The 18,133-nt window shown below is 48.5% G+C and carries 13 protein-coding genes; 5 read left to right on the top strand and 8 right to left on the bottom strand.

Going from position 1 to position 18,133, the window contains the following annotated elements:
• Positions 1-46 precede the first annotated feature (46 nt).
• Together HDCHBGLK_RS00270 and HDCHBGLK_RS00265 are read right to left on the bottom strand one after the other, a co-directional pair.
• A complete protein-coding gene (locus HDCHBGLK_RS00270; protein WP_004608318.1) occupies positions 47-1,690 on the bottom strand; it encodes a CTP synthase in 1,644 nt (547 codons plus the stop codon).
• Between the two features lie 55 nt (positions 1,691-1,745).
• Entirely contained in the window at positions 1,746-3,239 is a 1,494-nt protein-coding gene (locus HDCHBGLK_RS00265; RefSeq protein ID WP_009249112.1) for a DUF1846 domain-containing protein, read from the bottom strand.
• Between the two features lie 168 nt (positions 3,240-3,407).
• On the opposite strand from HDCHBGLK_RS00265, the gene ftsH reads away from it, so the two are divergent.
• The 4 genes from ftsH (at position 3,408) to HDCHBGLK_RS00245 (ending at position 9,196) form a co-directional block, all read left to right on the top strand.
• A complete protein-coding gene (ftsH, locus tag HDCHBGLK_RS00260) occupies positions 3,408-5,354 on the top strand; it encodes an ATP-dependent zinc metalloprotease FtsH (RefSeq protein ID WP_004608321.1) in 1,947 nt (648 codons plus the stop codon).
• Positions 5,355-5,429: 75 nt separating this feature from the next.
• Positions 5,430-7,268 (top strand): excinuclease ABC subunit UvrC, encoded by a 1,839-nt coding sequence (gene uvrC, locus HDCHBGLK_RS00255; RefSeq protein ID WP_004608322.1) that lies wholly within the window; start codon positions 5,430-5,432, stop codon positions 7,266-7,268.
• 57 nt (positions 7,269-7,325) lie between these two features.
• The gene (gene hprK, locus HDCHBGLK_RS00250) at positions 7,326-8,252 is read left to right on the top strand and encodes an HPr(Ser) kinase/phosphatase (RefSeq protein ID WP_009249110.1); all 927 of its coding nucleotides are present in this window, start codon (positions 7,326-7,328) and stop codon (positions 8,250-8,252) included.
• A 14-nt stretch (positions 8,253-8,266) separates the two neighbouring features.
• Positions 8,267-9,196 carry an ROK family glucokinase gene (locus HDCHBGLK_RS00245; protein ID WP_004608324.1) on the top strand — a complete coding sequence of 310 codons (930 nt, stop codon included), beginning with the start codon at positions 8,267-8,269 and terminating at the stop codon, positions 9,194-9,196.
• 102 nt (positions 9,197-9,298) lie between these two features.
• Here the strand turns inward: HDCHBGLK_RS00245 and HDCHBGLK_RS00240 are convergent, their stop codons facing one another.
• On the bottom strand, positions 9,299-11,887 hold the full coding sequence (locus HDCHBGLK_RS00240; protein WP_004608325.1) for a transglycosylase domain-containing protein: 2,589 nt from the start codon (positions 11,885-11,887) through the stop codon (positions 9,299-9,301).
• Positions 11,888-12,040: 153 nt separating this feature from the next.
• Between HDCHBGLK_RS00240 and HDCHBGLK_RS00235 the strand changes: the two genes are divergently transcribed.
• Positions 12,041-12,700, top strand: a complete 660-nt coding sequence (locus HDCHBGLK_RS00235) for a YigZ family protein (RefSeq protein WP_004608326.1) — start codon at positions 12,041-12,043, stop codon at positions 12,698-12,700.
• Positions 12,701-12,751: 51 nt separating this feature from the next.
• On the opposite strand, the gene HDCHBGLK_RS00230 is transcribed toward HDCHBGLK_RS00235, so the two are convergent.
• The 5 genes from HDCHBGLK_RS00230 to hpf form a co-directional block, all read right to left on the bottom strand.
• Positions 12,752-14,383 (bottom strand): PucR family transcriptional regulator, encoded by a 1,632-nt coding sequence (locus tag HDCHBGLK_RS00230; protein ID WP_004608327.1) that lies wholly within the window; start codon positions 14,381-14,383, stop codon positions 12,752-12,754.
• A 121-nt stretch (positions 14,384-14,504) separates the two neighbouring features.
• The gene (locus HDCHBGLK_RS00225; RefSeq protein WP_004608328.1) at positions 14,505-15,872 is read right to left on the bottom strand and encodes an amidohydrolase; all 1,368 of its coding nucleotides are present in this window, start codon (positions 15,870-15,872) and stop codon (positions 14,505-14,507) included.
• 12 nt (positions 15,873-15,884) lie between these two features.
• Positions 15,885-16,592: a hypothetical protein gene (locus HDCHBGLK_RS00220; protein ID WP_004608329.1), complete on the bottom strand. Its 708-nt coding sequence runs from the start codon at positions 16,590-16,592 to the stop codon at positions 15,885-15,887.
• A gap of 11 nt (positions 16,593-16,603) precedes the next feature.
• A complete protein-coding gene (locus HDCHBGLK_RS00215; RefSeq protein WP_004608330.1) occupies positions 16,604-17,302 on the bottom strand; it encodes a DUF5058 family protein in 699 nt (232 codons plus the stop codon).
• Between the two features lie 246 nt (positions 17,303-17,548).
• Complete coding sequence (hpf, locus tag HDCHBGLK_RS00210; RefSeq protein WP_004608331.1) at positions 17,549-18,088, bottom strand: ribosome hibernation-promoting factor, HPF/YfiA family; 540 nt, start codon at positions 18,086-18,088, stop codon at positions 17,549-17,551.
• Positions 18,089-18,133: the final 45 nt, after the last annotated feature.

Genomic DNA, 18,133 nt, shown 5'->3' with positions numbered 1-18,133 from the left:
ATGATTAGCATCCGCTTCCCTGCAGGCTTTCTATATTCTGGTTTTTCTATATTCGATTCAGGAACTGGCCTGTGACCGCCTGGTTTTGCTTTGCGTATTCCAGGGCAGCCTCAATGAAGCCGCGAAACAGCGGATGAGGCCGGTTGGGACGAGACTTTAATTCGGGATGCGCCTGAGTCGCGAGGAACCAAGGATGCTCTGGAATCTCGATCATCTCCACGATCCTGCCATCCGGGGACAGGCCTGAGATCTTCATTCCGTTAGCGGACAGTTCATCCCGGTAATCATTGTTGACCTCGTAGCGATGGCGGTGGCGTTCAGAGATTTCTTGCCTGCCATACATCTTATAAGCCCTGGAATCAGTATCCAGCACGCAGGGATAAGCACCGAGCCTCAGGGTGCCGCCCAGATCTTCGATTCCAATCTGTTCTGGCATGATGTGGATGACAGGATGCGTAGTATCGGGATCTAATTCCGCGCTGTGCGCGTCACGATGGCCCAGCACGTTGCGGGCAAATTCTACGATAGCCAGCTGCATGCCCAGGCACAGTCCCAGGAAGGGGACATGGTGGGTGCGGGCATACTTGATCGCCTCGATCTTGCCGGGAACGCCCCGGTGCCCAAAGCCTCCCGGTACCAGAATGCCGCTTACTCCGCCCAGAAGTTCTTCCACATTGTCGGCGGTAACGGTCTCGGAATCCACCCATTTGATATTGACGGTGGCGCGGCTATAGATGCCGCCATGCTTCAAGGCCTCCACGACGCTGATGTAGGCATCGTGGAGCTGGATATATTTTCCTACCAGGGCTACCGTCACTTCAGTATTCGGATGCCTGAGGTAGTCTACCATCTCCGACCACTCCTTAAGATCCGGCTTGGGACAGTCCAGATGAAGACATTCGCATACGACGCCTGCCAGATTCTCTTCTTCCATGGCCAGGGGCGCTTCATACAGATATTTAACGTCCAGGTTCTGAAGCACATGGCTGGATGGAACATTGCAGAATAAAGCGATCTTATCTTTGATTCCGGCATCCAGAGGATACTCCGAACGGCATACCAGGATATCCGGCTGGATACCCATGCCTTGAAGATCCTTGACGCTGGCCTGGGTAGGCTTTGTCTTCATCTCCTGGGATGCACGCAGATATGGAATCAATGTTACGTGGATCAGGATGACATTCTCATGACCTTTTTCATGCTGAAACTGGCGGATGGATTCCAGAAAAGGCTGACTTTCAATGTCGCCCACTGTTCCTCCTACTTCAATGATGGCAATCTCCGTATTCTTTGCAGCAGGGTTCCGGTAGAAACGATCCTTGATCTCATTGGTGATGTGGGGGATTACCTGGACGGTACCGCCGCCAAAGTCTCCTCGGCGTTCCTTCTGAAGGACGGACCAATAGATCTTGCCGGTGGTCACGTTAGAGTTCTTGCCCAGGCTTTCGTCTATGAATCGTTCATAATGCCCGAGGTCAAGATCGGTCTCTGCTCCATCATCGGTTACAAACACTTCGCCGTGCTGCACAGGATTCATGGTACCGGGATCCATGTTGATATAAGGATCGAACTTTTGCATGGTCACCGTATATCCGCGGGCCTTTAGAAGACGCCCCAGGGATGCAGCCGTGATTCCTTTTCCAAGTCCAGATACAACTCCGCCTGTAACAAATACGTATTTAACTGCCATAATTTCCTCCTTAGCTGAATCTGTTTACATAGCATGTCAAAAAAATACTTAAAGATTATACACCCCTGTCATTGAAAAATACAGAACTTTTTTCATATTTTGCTTCAAAGGTCGCCTGGATGGATAATTTTTTAAACTGCTTCATGTCAACAGAACCTACCATGACCGAGGTATGCGCCTGGCAGCCCTTCAGTTTGGGAAGCTGGTCTAAGGCCAGCTGGGCTGTAGGGTCGGTTGCGGCGCTGACGGACAGGGCGATCAGCACTTCGTCCGTGTGCAGCCTTGGATTCTTGCTTCCCAGATACTGCGTCTTGAGCTTCTGGATTGGCTCGATGGCCTCCGGAGATATGACGTGTCTTTCATGGTCAATATCCGCCAGTACCTTAAGGGAATTCAGAAGCAAGGCAGCGGAAGCGCCCAGCAGGTTGGAGGTTTTTCCCGTGATCATGCGTCCATCGTGGAGTTGGAGCGCCGCGGCTGGAGCGCCGGTCTCCTTGGCCCTTTGCAGGGCGGCATCCACTACCGGGCGGTCATGGACGGTGATGCCGGCCTGGTTCATCAGCATCTCGATCTTGTAGACTTCCGCATCGGAGCAGGCGCCTTCCAGCAGCCTTCTGAGCGAGTCGTAGTACCTTCGGATGATCTCCTGTCTCGAAGCATCCTTGCAGGTCTCGTCGTCGCAGATGCAGTTTCCGGCCATATTTACGCCCATGTCGGTAGGAGACTTATAAGGACTCTCGCCGTAGATGCGCTGGAACATGGCACTTAGCACAGGGAAGATCTCTACATCCCGGTTATAGTTGACGGTAGTCTTTCCATAGGCTTCCAGATGGAAGGGGTCTATCATATTAATATCATTCAAGTCGGCAGTGGCAGCTTCATATGCCAGGTTGACCGGGTGCTTCAATGGGATATTCCAGATCGGGAAGGTCTCAAACTTGGCGTATCCTGCGCAGATGCCCCGCTTGTGCTCCTGATAAAGCTGGGAGAGGCAGACGGCCATCTTGCCGCTTCCCGGTCCGGGGGCAGTTACCACTACCAGTGGGCGGGAGGTCTCGATATAATCATTCTTCCCGTAGCCTTCATCGCTTACGATGTAGGGCACATTAGAAGGATATCCGGGGATAACATAATGCCGGTACACCTTGATGCCCAGTTTTTCCAGGCGGTTCTTAAACAGGGCCGCGCTTTCCTGGCCGCTGAACTTGGTAATGACGACGCTGCCTACATAGAGGCCGTGCTCGCGGTATACGCCCATCAGCCGAAGTACATCGGAGTCATAGGTTATTCCAAGATCCCCGCGTACCTTATTCTTTTCAATATCTTCCGCACTTATTACAATGACAATCTCGGCCTGGTCGGAAAGCTGCTTGAGCATCCGAAGCTTGCTGTCAGGCTGGAATCCCGGAAGAACCCTGGAAGCATGGTAATCATCGAAGAGTTTGCCGCCGAATTCAAGATAAAGCTTGTTGTCAAATTGATCGATACGCTCCCGGATATGGGAAGACTGCATCTGAAGGTATTTTTCATTGTCAAATCCAATTCTCATATGTACACTTTCCTCTTACTTTTCTATTGAAATCGTTTATTTGAAGTATAAGCATTTCAACACCAAGTATACTACAAGATATAGGAAGTTTACAATCTTTTCATAATGTTTTTATTGATTTCTAAGTAGGCTGTCCGTATAATGGAAGGGTAATACAGGAGGAATAAAATGGACAACCAGAATAACAAAAATAAAAATAATAAAAATAATAAGCAAGGCTTATCTTTTATTATATTGGTAACGTTAATTACCACCATCCTGGTGCTGGCCCTCTATCAATTTCAGGGGATGACAGGGGATAAGGAAGTCAGTTATGATGAGTTCCTGAAGATGGTGGAAAAAGGCAAAGTAGAAAAAGTCGTAATCCAGAACGACAAGATCGTGATAACCCAGAAGAAGGCAAAGGGTGATAATAGGCCAGCCAAGCAATATTATACCGGCGTTGTAAAGGATGATACCCTATCCGACAAACTGTACGAGGCTGGCGTCAAGTATGAGCAGGAGATACCGGATACTACTTCTGCCGTAGTGGCCCAGATTATCTTTACATTCCTTCCGATCGCGCTATTGGTGGGCATGATTGTCTGGATGACCAGGAGGATGTCTAAAGGCGGCGGAATGATGGGAGTTGGCAAAAGCAACGCCAAGATGTATGTAGAGAAGCAGACCGGCGTTACATTCAAGGATGTAGCCGGTCAGGACGAGGCAAAGGAATCCCTCCAGGAAGTGGTGGATTTCCTTCATAATCCGGGAAAATATACCAGCGTAGGAGCCAAGCTTCCAAAAGGCGCGCTGCTGGTAGGACCTCCCGGAACCGGAAAGACGCTGCTTGCAAAGGCAGTGGCAGGCGAGGCGAAGGTACCGTTCTTCTCCTTGAGCGGATCGGCCTTTGTCGAGATGTATGTGGGCGTCGGTGCTTCCAGGGTGCGTGACTTGTTCAAGCAGGCGCAGCAGATGGCGCCATGCATCATATTTATCGATGAGATCGACGCGATCGGCAAGAGCCGTGACAACCAGCTGGGAAGCAACGATGAGAGGGAGCAGACTCTGAACCAGCTGCTGGCAGAGATGGATGGTTTTGAGAGCAATAAAGGCCTTGTGCTTTTGGCAGCCACCAACCGCCCTGAGATTCTGGATCCGGCGCTTCTGCGTCCGGGACGTTTTGACAGGCGTATCATTGTGGAGAAGCCTGATCTTAAGGGAAGAGTCGATGTATTAAAGGTTCATTCCAAAGATGTGCGGATGGACGAGACGGTTGATTTGGAAGCCATTGCGCTGGCAACTTCCGGCGCGGTAGGCTCTGATCTGGCCAATATGATCAATGAGGCGGCAATCAATGCCGTTAAGAATGGAAGGAAGGCAGTTTCCCAGGCAGATCTGTTCGAGGCTGTAGAAGTAGTCCTGGTGGGCAAGGAAAAGAAGGACCGGATTATGAGCCAGGAGGAGAGAAGGATCGTATCTTACCATGAGGTTGGACATGCGCTGGTAAGCGCGCTTCAAAAAGACGCCGAGCCGGTACAGAAGATTACGATTGTCCCAAGAACCATGGGCGCTCTTGGATACGTCATGCAGACGCCGGAGGAAGAGAAATTCCTGAATACGAAGAAGGAACTGCAGGCGATGCTTGTGGGAATGCTGGCAGGACGCGCGGCGGAAGAAATCGTGTTTGACACCGTCACTACCGGGGCGGCCAATGATATTGAGAAGGCTACCAACGTTGCCAGAGCCATGATCACCCAGTATGGCATGAGCGAGAAATTCGGCCTGATCGGCCTGGAATCCATCCAAAACCGTTATCTGGACGGAAGGCCTGTGAGCAACTGCGGGCAGGAGACGGCTTCCGAGATTGACCAGGAAGTCATGAAGATGCTGAAGGATGCCTATGAAGAAGCCAAGAGACTGCTAAGCCAGCATAGAGGCTCTCTGGATAAGATTGCCGCATTCCTGATCGAGAAAGAAACAATCACAGGCAAGGAGTTCATGAATATCTTCCACGAAGTGGAAGGGATCGATCCGGAGTCTGCCAAGAAGTCTGAGGAGCGTATTGCTATGAATCCGGTAGATGAGAGCAGTCCTGCTCTTGCGGCTGACGGCGAGGCACAGGAGGAAGAATAGATTATCGTATGGAACCAGAGGAAGATCTGCCAGGAGCAGGCGGATTTCTTCTGGTTTTTTGCTGAGGGAGACGACATGTTTGACATTCAGGAAGAATTAAAGAAATTGCCGGGAAAGCCCGGCGTATATATCATGCATGATGAGAAAGACAACATCATCTATGTGGGAAAGGCGATCAGTTTGAAGAATCGTGTGCGGCAGTATTTTCAAAGCAGCAGGAATAAAGGAGCCAAGATTGAGCAGATGGTGACCCATATCCGCAGGTTCGAGTATATTGTGACCGATTCCGAACTGGAAGCCCTTGTGCTGGAGTGTAATCTTATTAAGGAGTACAGGCCTAAGTATAATACTATGCTGATGGACGACAAGGCCTATCCGTTTATCAAGGTGACGGTGGAAGAGCCGTTTCCAAGAGTCATGTTGGCAAGAAAGATGGTGAAGGATAAGTCTAAGTATTTTGGCCCTTATACCAGCGCAGGGGCAGTGAAGGATACCATCGAGTTGATCCGCAAATTATACCAGATCCGTAGCTGTAATCGGAAACTTCCCCGGGATATCGGCAAAGAGCGTCCTTGCCTGAATTATCACATTCACCAGTGCAAGGCGCCCTGCCAGGGATACATATCCCAGGAAGAGTACCGGGAATCTGTCAATGAGGTGATCCATTTTCTCAATGGGAATTATGACATTATTTTAAAAGAACTGGAAGAGAGGATGGAGGAAGCTTCGGAAGCGCTGGAGTTCGAGAAGGCGATTGAATACAGGGAACTTCTGACGAGCGTCCAGAAGATCGCCCAGAAGCAGAAGATTACGGACACGGCAGGGGAGGATAGGGATATACTTGCTGTGGCGGTGGAAGAGGAAGAAGCGGTGGTGCAGGTATTCTTCATTCGTGGGGGCAGGCTGATCGGAAGGGATCATTTCTATCTCAAGATTGCAAAGGGAGAGACGCAGAGCGAGATTCTCTCCAGCTTCATCAAGCAGTTCTACGCAGGGACGCCATATATCCCGCCCCGCCTGATGCTTCCGGAGGAGATTGAAGATCTGGCAGTTATTGAGGAATGGCTTACAAAGAGACGGGGACACCGGGTACGACTGATCGTGCCCAAGAAAGGAACCAAGGAAAAATTAGTGGAACTGGCAAAAAAAAATGCGCAGCTGGTTCTGAGTACGGATAAAGAAAGACTGAAGCGGGAGGAAGGAAGAACCATCGGCGCGGTAAAGGAACTGGAGAAACTGCTAGGGCTTACCGGAATCGTGAGGATGGAGGCATACGATATTTCCAATACCAATGGCTTTGAGTCAGTAGGTTCCATGGTGGTATATGAAAAAGGAAGGCCCAAACGCAATGATTACCGGAAGTTTAAGATTAAAGGGGTGCAGGGGGCAGATGATTATGCTAGCATGGAAGAAGTCCTGACCAGGCGTTTTGAGCATGGACTCAGAGAAAAGGAAGAAGGAAAGGAGATGGGAGGATTTACCCTGTTTCCGGATCTGATACTAATGGATGGAGGAAAAGGACAGGTGAATGTGGCGCTTCGGGTACTGGATAAACTTCGTCTTAATATCCCCGTCTGCGGCATGGTAAAAGATGACAGCCACAGAACCAGAGGGCTGTATTACCAGAATGAGGAAATCAGCATTGACAAGGATTCTGAGAGTTTTAAGCTGATTACCAGAATCCAGGACGAGGCCCATCGATTTGCGATTACATTCCACAGGCAGCTGCGCAGCCAGGGACAGGTGCATTCGATTCTGGATGACATCCCGGGAGTAGGACCGGCGAGAAGGAAAGATCTGATGCGCCATTTTGAGAATATCGAGGCCATCAAGAATGCTACGGTGGAGCAGTTGAAGGAGTTACCGTCCATGAATGAAAAATCAGCGAGGGACGTATATAACTTTTTCCATTGATATGATATAATAAACACAGTTATTTTGTACAAATTAAGTGTTATGAAGGAGAGTGCTATGGCTAATAAAGTTGGATTAAAGAAGGTTGTAGAGAAGATGAATCTCAAGAATCTTACGCCGGATGTGGATCTGACGGAGAAGAAGGTGGAGGTTCCGGATATCAACAGGCCGGCCCTGCAGCTTACCGGGTTCTTCGAGCATTTTGATTCGGAACGTGTTCAGATTATCGGGTATGTTGAGTATACATTCCTGGAGAAGATGGACGAGAAGACGAAGGAAGAGACTTATGAGACATTGTTGTCCTATCAGATTCCTTGCATTATCTTCTGCAGGAATCTTCCGCCGGAGCCAATGCTCCTTGAGAAAGCGACAAGGGCCAATGTGCCGGTGTTTATAACGGAGAAGCAGACTTCGGAATTTACGGCAGAAATCATCCGCTGGCTGAATGTAGCGCTGGCCCCCTGCATTTCCATCCACGGAGTTCTGGTGGACGTGTACGGCGTAGGCGTCCTGATTATGGGAGAGAGCGGAATTGGTAAGAGCGAGGCGGCCCTGGAACTGATTAAGAGAGGACATCGTCTTGTCAGTGACGACGTCGTAGAAATCCGCAAGGTCAGCGACGAGACGCTGGTGGGCTCTGCTCCGGATATTACAAGGCACTTTATTGAATTAAGGGGAATTGGCATCGTGGATGTAAAGACCCTGTTTGGCGTACAGAGCGTAAGAGAGACCCAGAATATTGATCTGGTCATTACGCTGGAAGATTGGAACCGGGAGAAGGAATATGACCGTCTGGGACTGGAAGAAGAGTATACAGAGTTCCTTGGCAACAAGGTCGTATGTCACCAGCTGCCGATCCGGCCGGGACGTAATCTGGCAATCATTGTCGAGACAGCAGCTATTAACCACAGGCAGAAGAAGATGGGGTACAACGCGGCCCAGGAACTGTATAAGCGCGTACAGCAGAATCTGGCAAAGAAATAGGAGGATATGCAGGAATGGAGTATTGTTTTGGAGTTGATATCGGAGGAACCACAGTCAAGATGGGTCTCTTTATGATTGAAGGAAAACTATTGGAAAAGTGGGAGATTAAGACCCGAACCGAGCAGGAAGGCGAGGCGATCCTTCCGGATGTAGCTGATTCCTTGAATCAGAAGATGGAGGAAAAGAAACTGGGAAAGGAGCAGGTGTCGGGCATCGGGATTGGCATTCCTGCCCCTGTAAATGCCGAGGGCATTGTCCAGAATACGGCAAACCTTGGATGGGGATATAAGGAAGTCCGCAAGGAGATGGAAGACCTGACGCAGATGAAGGTTGCGGTGGGCAACGATGCCAACATGGCTGCGCTAGGCGAGATGTGGCTGGGCGCAGGCAAAGGAGAGAAAAATCTGATCATGGTCACGCTGGGAACCGGCGTGGGCGGCGGAGTCATCGTGAATGGACAGCCAGTGGTGGGCGCCCACGGAGCGGGCGGAGAGATTGGACATATCTGCGTCAACTATGAAGAGGAGGATCATTGCGGATGCGGCAACCGGGGATGCCTCGAACAATACGCTTCCGCCACTGGAATCACCAGGCTGGCGGGAAAACGCCTGAAGGCAGATGATGCGCCTTCTTCCCTCAGGGACCGTAAACTTAGTGCCAAGGCCGTGTTTGATGAACTGAAAAAGGGAGATAAGATTGCAGAAGAGATCGTGGAAGAGTTCGGCACATATCTGGGACACGCGCTGGCTAATCTGGCAGCGATTACAGATCCTTCCGTCATCGTGATTGGCGGGGGAGTATCAAAGGCCGGGGATATCCTGCTTAAGTATGTGGAGAAAGCGTTCAAGGAACGGGCATTTTTTGCCAATGAAGATACCAGGCTGGTGCTGGCGATGCTGGGAAATGACGCGGGAATCTGTGGAGCGGCTAAATTGATTCTATAGATTGTGGCAGAAAGTTCAGAATTGGAATCATATAAGAAAATAAAATCAGCAGAATCGTTTGGGATTCTGCTGATTTTTTCTTTCTTTATTGCTAATTCGTAATTACTGAGTAGTGCCACCCTCGCCGCCACCACCGCCGCCGTCAGGAGGAGTAGGTGTTGGCGTATCACCGCCACCACCACCGCCGTCAGGAGGAGTAGGTGTTGGAGTATTACCGCCACCACCACCGCCGTTAGGAGGAGTCGTGCCGCCGGAGTTCGGATCGGTTGGCGTGGTCGGCGTAGTTGTTCCGCTATCCGGATCATCCGTCTTTTCATCATCCGTATTGCCGCCGGTACTGCCGTGGCCCGGACAGCTTTCTGTCGGAGCTGTGTCGGTTGCGAAATACTCAGTGATTGCCGGGCAGTTGCCTGCAACTGCAAGTTTTCCGGTAATGGAGCATACGGTTTTCTGCTCTACCGAGGATGGCATTGCGAACTCTTTCGGCTCCAGGTTCTCGTGTACCCTGCTCATGATGCCTTTCCACAGGCGGAACCGGAAGTTCGTATCATAGTTGCATTCTTTGTTATCATCGTAGCCGCCCCATACTGCGCATGTGTAGTATGGGGTGAAGCCGCAGAACCACAAGTCCTTATTGGAAGTGGTCGTACCAGTCTTGCCTGCAACCGGCATGTTCGGCAGCTGGCATGCTGTACCTGTACCGGATTCCACAACTGTCTGCATCGCGCTGGTCAGAAGAGCAGCGGTGCTGTCCTTAAGAACCGTACGCTTTTCGCCGGTTCCTTCCAGCAGCACATTGCCATCGTGATCCAGAATCTTCGTATACAGAGTAGGCGTATTGTATACGCCGCCATTGGCGATCGTAGCATAGGCAGCGCACATCTCGTAATTGTAAACGCCGTCAGTGATGCCTCCAAGAGCCAGAGTCTGGCTAAGGTCGCTGTAGATGCCGCCATTAATTTCCTTGCTTTTTACAAGGGTCGAAATGCCAAATTTCTCGCAATACTCAAAGCCTAATTCCTGGGTAATCTCGTCGCTGAGCTTTACTGCGCACACGTTGACGGATTTGGCAATGGCATTGCGGATCGTAACGGGTCCACGGTAATTGCCATCTGCATTTCTAAGAACCTGTCCACCTTTCAATGTGTAAGGCTCATCTTCGATGACGGTTGCCAGCGTCTTACCGCAGGCATCCAGTGCCGGCGCGTAGGATGCCAGTATCTTAAAGCAGGATCCGGGCTGCCTCTTGGAACCCGTCTTGCCGGTTCCATAGGCACGGTTCAATCCAAGACTTGTGGACTTGGCTCCGCGCCCGCCTACCATGGCTTTGATCTGGCCGGTTGACTGGTCGATAATCGTGACCGCGGCCTGAGGCTGTGGAGTGATATTGATGACCTCGTCATAGGCATCCCCCTCCTGGGCAATCGTCGTCTTCCATTCTTCCACCATGGCACGTGCTTCCTCCTCGCTGGAATACAGAAGTCCCTGCTCCTTGCCATAGGTATTCTTAACATATTGCTTAATGTGGCCGGAACTGTAGTTCTCTACCGAACCATCCGCCCTTGTAACGGTGAGGGCATAATCCAGGCCGTATTCTTTCAGGCCAGGATAGTTGGCGTCATCATTCATCTCTTCATCACAGATCTGCTGGATTCCCATATTCTGGGTGGAGTAGATGCTCAAGCCTCCGCTGTATACGGCATTATAGGCCTGGGTCTCCGTATATCCCAGTTGCTCGCGCAGATCCTTCATGACCTGTTCTGCCAGGGCATCCACGAAGTAACTGTATGGGCTTTCTTCGCCGGCTGTGCTGTTGACCGTCTGGATCCTGGCGTATACATCGTCCGCCATAGCTTCATCATACTGGGCCTGCTTAATGTATCCCTGCTCCAGCATATTTTTCAGAACCTTGTTCCGGCGTTTCTGGTTGTCCTCCGGATTGGTAATCGGATTGTATTCTGTCGGATTCTGGGTAATACCTGCAATAACCGCACACTCTGACAGTGTCAGTTCAGATACGTCTTTGTTGAAGTATCTCTTGGCGGCAGCCTGTACGCCCAAGGAATTCTGGCCCAGGTTGATGGTGTTCATATAACTTTCCAGGATCTCATCCTTGTCCATCTGTTTTTCAATCTGCAGTGCAAGGTACTGCTCCTGAAGTTTTCTCTGCAGCCTGTCATAGAAAGTCTTTTCTTTGGTGAAATTCGGAAATACATTATTCTTAATCAACTGCTGTGTAATGGTACTCGCGCCTTCGGAGAAATCTCCGGAAGTTATTCCTACGACTGCGGCACGGGCGATACCTTGAAGATCAATACCATTGTGGTCGTAGAAACGTTCGTCTTCGATTGCTACAAATGCATGCTGCAAATCCTTAGGTATCTCGTCAATAGACTTATATACACGGTTTGAACCAGAAGATACGAAACGTTCAATCTCGGTGGAACCATCATCGGCATAGACAAAAGTAGTAAACCCTTTTGGCTTTACGTCAGACGGAGACACGTCTGGAGTATCGGCAATGATCTTCTTGACGAAAATGCCGCCGCCAATTACTCCGATAACGGCCACAACTACAAGACAGAGTAGAAATGCCTTGAAAAGCCGTACGCCGACTCTTTTTCCCTGCATGGCAGATTTCGACGTTATTTTTTTCTGCTTTTGAGAAGCTTTTTTCTTACCATAATTCATGAGTTCAGGCCTCCTTCATACCAAGTCATTATAGCAAATAAACAGGCTTTAATAAAGAAAAAAATGAAAACTTCATATTTCAGTAGGAAAATCTTAAGAAATTCGGTATAGTAATAGGTATAACGACTATGTATTGTATGAAAGGGTGACCATATGCTATCACAATATAAGACGGTATACAAAGGCGGCGAGGGCGAGATCGTTGAGAAGAAATCCCGCTTTATCGCTACTGTGGTACCGGTCCATTCGGAAGAAGAGGCGCTTAAGTTCGTCGAGGCAATGAAGAAGAAGTACTGGAATGCCACGCATAACTGCTATGCCTATGTCATTGGAGAGAATCATGAACTGCAAAGGTACAGCGATGACGGTGAGCCCGGAGGTACCGCGGGAAAGCCCATGCTGGATGTTCTCATTGGAGAGGAGATTCATAATGCTGCCATAGTGGTAACGAGATATTTTGGAGGGACGCTGCTTGGTACCGGCGGGCTGGTCCGTGCCTATTCAGCTGCAGCCAAACAAGGTTTGGCCTCATCAGTGATTATAACCAAAAATCCCGGAGTTAAACTTCGGCTTGCCACGGATTATGCGGGATTGGGGAAAATCCAGTATATTTTGGGGCAGAGGGGCATAAAGATACTGGATTCTATCTATACGGATAAGGTGGAAATAGCCGCGCTGGTACCTCTCGATGTTCTGGAAGCCGTCAAGGCCGAGATACGCGAGGGAACCAATGGGCAGGCAGGAATGGAAGAAGGAGAGCAGTGCTATTTTGCAGAAGTGCAGGGAGAGATTGTAATTCTGGATCAAGTATAAAAATAAGGGGAGGCTATGCTCCCCATCAGTACCCAGGAATACGGACATGTATCAAAGCTTTAAATATTGAAGCAAAATCTCACATTTCATTCTGTTGAGAGGGGAATCCCAATCGATGCCCAGTAATTGGTTTACTTTATCAATCCTGTTACGTATGGTATTGATATGTACATATAATTTCTCGGCAGTAAGGCTGTAATTCATGTTGTTTTCCAGATATACCTTTAATGTCCTGAGTAGTTCTGCATTCTTTTCATCTTTTAGAAGCAGGCGATATGTGCCTAGCAAGTCCTCCAGTTCTTTCTCCGGTATTTGAAGCCAGGTCAGAGGCCCCAGGCTATCATAATCCCATATAAAGTCATCTGGGCATAAGTACTGGCCCATATTTATCAGTTTTCTGCATTTCGCTATGCTCTCCTTTAATTCCAAGAGGATTCCAGGCTTGATTATTACGCCGAAGTACAGATCCGCTTCCGGATACAGTTCCATAACTTTTTGGCGGAAATCTTTGAGCAGGCCTTTGATCTTGACTAGATTCAAGTTTTGATCTGAATGCTGCCGGATTAAGAAAGCCCCTTCATTTTCATCAAGGAAGACCATTCTCGCGAGCGCGGACAGTTTCGTTTTGGAAAACAGTTCCATAAATGGTTTCCTTTTCTCGCGAAGGGAAAACTCTGGGCTATGCTGGCGGAATACGACGTAAATGTAACTGGATGATAAGGATATTCCCTGGATATTGGCCTGATAGACCAATTTTTCCGGATCTGGGTCATGATAATCCAGAATATAATGAACCAGATTCTCGAACCCTATATTTCCTATATTCTGTGCTACGATAATTTGTTCATAGACAGCCTGCAGCAGGAGATAGGCAATACGAATGGAATATTCATCATAATAATCCAGCAGTTCCCGGGATTCCATGACAACAAAGTATGCCTGGTCTATGTTATTTACAGAGATTGGAATCAATATCCAGCTGACGCGTGCATCCGATTCCTCGGATGGTCTTACCAGACGATAGCGGGCCATCTGGATGTAGTCACACAATGTGTGCCTGGTAAATGTCTGGGACGGCTCCCAGTAGTCCGTATCCTGCAGACCGTACCCTTCCGAAATCTTGCGAAAATTTGCGGAACTGTAGAAACTGGTTTTTTCATTGATATCATAAAGAAGCGCGGGGAAATGCATCTCTGCTTCTACCATCTGAAGGATTCTTTTGATTTTCCGCTCTTTATAAGTCAAGTTGGATAAGGAGAATGAACTGCTACTGTTGATTCTGAACCTTCGGATCGTACGATTCATGACCGCTGTATTCACCTGATTCATAATATCCATGTATGGAACATAAAAGGGCATACTGATCAGAGGAATATTATATTGATCGAATAACTGGCAGATATCATCCGGAATCTTTTCCAGATAGCGCTCGCGCTTAAGCATCATGCCAGAACATTTCTGAAGCACGCCATCCCGGAACCCCTTTCGAAGACACTCAGGTTCCTGCAAAAGTACATATCCATTAGAGAGAATCAGTTCCTTGCCTTTTGTCCAGTAAAAGGAATCAGGAGCATCTAATACGGTAACGCCTTGAATCTCTTTGCCCAAGCCTCTTTTACCGGCGACAACGTAAAAGTCTTTAAAAAATTCAAGTGCAAGCAGATCCTGTATCGCGATTCCCATAGTTCTTCCTCCTTATTCCATTCATCATATCCTGTTCCACTTTACATGGTTAAAGTGTATCATCCGGCCCGATGGCTGTCAAGAGACCGTATGATTTGCGGCTGAGGCCGTTATTTTTTGATTATTCTTCGAACATGGGCTGATAGCCATTATCTTCCAACTGCCTGAATTCCTGCATGATTTTTTCTGTGGCTTCCGGATCATTAAGAAGATCATAGACGATTCCGACAATGATCTTTGCCGCATGTAGAGCGCCCTTTGCTCCTATGGAACTGCCTGTGCTGGCCGCGGCCTGCCAAGTATGCGGGGCGCATCCGATGGGCCAGCAAGGAGTAGTAAACATATTCATCGGCATTATCTGGCTAATATCGCCGCTGTCGGAGGAGCCGTTAAGCGTGGCCTGCTTCCAGAAGTCTCTCGGGTAGATCCCGGAGGCTAATGCCTCCTCGCGCTCGCCGTATAGCTTCTGCTCTGAACTTAGGGTGGCTTCATCAACAGTTTCCTGCAGTTTTCCGGCAAATTCCTTTTCTTCTTCCGTATATTCCAATGCGCCAACTTCTTCCATATTTTTGTGGGTAAGGTCTGCAAAAGCATGATTGCACCTCATCTCATAGCAGCCAATGCCCTTCTCCACAGTCACTTCCGTTTCTGTCATCATGGCTGCGCCCCGTGCATTCAGTTCCAATCGTCGAAGGATATCCCTTACCTGGCTCATGTAAGGAGCTCTTGCAAAATACCAGGAACTGGCATGATCCGGAACCACATTGGGAGGAAGCCCGCCGCTGTCAGTAGTGTAGTGGATCCGCGCCTTGTCAATGATATGCTCCCTTAGATAGTTGCTGGCTACATTCATCAGTTCGACCGCATCCAGCGCGCTTCGCCCGCGTTCCGGAGCAAAGGCAGCATGGGAAGTCTTTCCTTTGAAGTGGAATTTGACGGATGCGTTGGCAAGATACCCCTCGTCATAAACGACAGTTGCGCACATGGGATGCCAGCTGATTGCCAGGTCACAGCCATGAAACATATGAAAGTAGGCCATCTTGACTTTTCCACTTAATAATTCCTCTTCGGGACAGCCATAGAAACGGATCGTACCGGAGACTTCTTCTTCTTCCAGATAACGCTTCAAAGCGATTGCTGCCGTGGCAGAACCACTGCCAAGCAGATTATGCCCGCAGGCCTGGCCGGCTTTGCCTTTTGCAGCAGGCTCTTTGTGGGCGACAACTTTTTGGGAAAGGCCTGGCAGAGCGTCGTATTCGCCAAGTATGGCAATGACAGGCTTGCCGCTTCCATATTCTGCATAGAATGCGTGCTTTAGTTTTTCTTCATTTACGATTATGAAGCCCTCATCCCTTAGAATGCCTCTCAGATAATCGGCAGATTCTTTTTCATATCCCCCGCATTCCGGATTTTCCCAGAGTTTTTTGCACATGGAACTGCATAGTGGAGCAAGTTCATCGGTGGTGCGGAACAGATTCTGTTTTGTCATAATAAATTCCTCCTATTCGGCGCTTCTGGATGCTTTACTTTTTTTATAAGTGATTACCGATACTACAATGCTTAAGAATACACAAGATAGAATCCCAAGATAATTGCTTGAGCCGGGAAGCCAGTTAAATAAGCCAGCGTCAATCGCCGTGCAGATGATCAACGCAAAGATAAGGACTGTCAGCGCGAGTTTTTTTTGCTTCATGCCAAATTGTACCAGTAAAGCGCCAAACAGTGCAGGAAGCAAATAATTCAGGGCTTCCGTGACCTTGGAGGGAAGCATGGATAAGACGGAACTCCCGAGAATGACTCCGATTGTTAGCACGGAGACATTGACAACGATGGAGACCGCCATTCCCAGAGTCGATATAATGGAGCCTTCCTTTGTGCCGGGCTCCACATCAGCCGATATTTGAGCCATGCTTGCGCAGGGCAGCCGCATATTGGATATGTTTCCTGATAGAAAGGCCATATAAGTGCCTACGGGTCCCAGGATCGTAAAATAGGAAATGGGCTCAACAAACCATAACACGCCTACAGCGCTTGCAATAGATACGAAAGCAGTTAGAAGGGCAGCCGGCTTTGGAAATATTCCATATACTACGGCCAGGATGAAGGCCGGCGCGAATGAAAGCAGCACGCCTAAGTATCCAGTGATCTTGCCAATCCGGTTCATGTGAGGCATATACTCTTTTTCAAAATATAAATCTTTTTTATCCATGTGGTACCTCCTTATATAATCGCTGTTATAATCATGCTGCCGAGAATCGAGATGGTCAGCGCCCATTCTCCAAGCCATTTAATATTCTTTTTTTCACCCAGTATCAAAAGGACTGCCATAATCCCGGCACCAAGCACGCAGGCAATGGAGTTCTTATTTAACTTTGTAAGGTGAGAAGAGGAGAGGGCGCAGAAAGCACCCAGGATTGCTGCGCCAGATATGGCTGTTAGCATCTTTGGATCCCCTCCGGATAGTTTCTTCTCTACTTTATCCATACGGCTCGCGGAAAATGTAGAGACGATGACCCATCCAATGGAACCAAGAATCATTGTCCATACGGCCATACCAAAGGCAAGTTCGGTCATAGCATCTGCGCCTAGCTGAACGCCGACGGAACTGGTTCCGAACCCGGCAGCCATGGATTCAAACATGACTGAGCCGATCATGGACAGGCGCATCCAGGCCATCGGGCCGCCGACTGTAATGAGAAGAGACAGCATTCCACTCAGGATAACGATGGAAGGCCCGATCGAAGTAATCGCGCTGCTTCTGATAGCTCCGCGCATCTGCTTTTTGGTGAGTCCGATTTTTTCGCCTGCCTTATATGAAGACTTTGCGAAAATAACAGCCTGGACGATTACCAGGATGACAGCCGTGCCGCACGCAATCCACATGGGAATGCTGTTGGCAATTTTCATAATATCTTTCATGTGGTTTCCTCCTTTATCATTGGCTTGCTTTTCTGTAATTCTATTGAAAAATTCTTCTAAAAAAAATGAAAAAAGTTACTTATTTTTGATGATTTAGACAGGGACTGAATAATTTTTCTGTTTTATTTTGAGAAAAAGAAGATTTTTTCATCAGGAGGACAAGAAAAGGGATGTCCCCTCCTACGGGTCAACCATAGGAGGGGACATCCCCTGAATATTATTATTTAGAATATAATGTTTGGAATTTTAGGAAAATTCAGGCTCGATCAGGCCGAACGTTCCATTTTTCCTTCTGTATACAACATTTACTTCATCGGTCTCTGCATTGCAGAATACAAAGAAATCATGTCCTAGAAGTTCCATCTGTACGCAGGCATCTTCCGGATACATTGGCTTGAATCCGAATTTTTTGGTGCGGACGATCTTAATCTCGCCATCATCTTCGGAACGCTCGCCACTGTCAAAGAATTCCTGCTTGAAATTGCCACTTCCTTCCTGGTGCCTTGCAATTAACTTGTTCTTATATTTGCGAAGCTGACGCTCAATTACCTCTTCAACCAGATCGATGGATACATACATATCGCTGCTTTCCTGCTCGGAACGTATAATGCCGCCCTTTACGGGGATGGTTACTTCGATTTTCTGGCGTTCTCTCTGTACGCTTAAGGTTACGTGGATTTCCGTATCAGGAGTAAAGTACCTCTCTAACTTTCCTAACTTGTTTTCTACGGCTTCTTTTAAGCCGGGTGTTACATCGATGTTCTTTCCGATAATGATAAACTTCATGATGCCCAACTCCTTTTCGACATAATTTCAGAAGATAAAGTCTGA

It is taken from the genome of [Clostridium] scindens ATCC 35704, from assembly GCF_004295125.1.
GTDB lineage: Bacteria > Bacillota > Clostridia > Lachnospirales > Lachnospiraceae > Clostridium_AP > Clostridium_AP scindens.
Note: the sequence above shows the minus strand (reverse complement) of the source record. Positions and strands in the feature narration are given on the sequence as shown.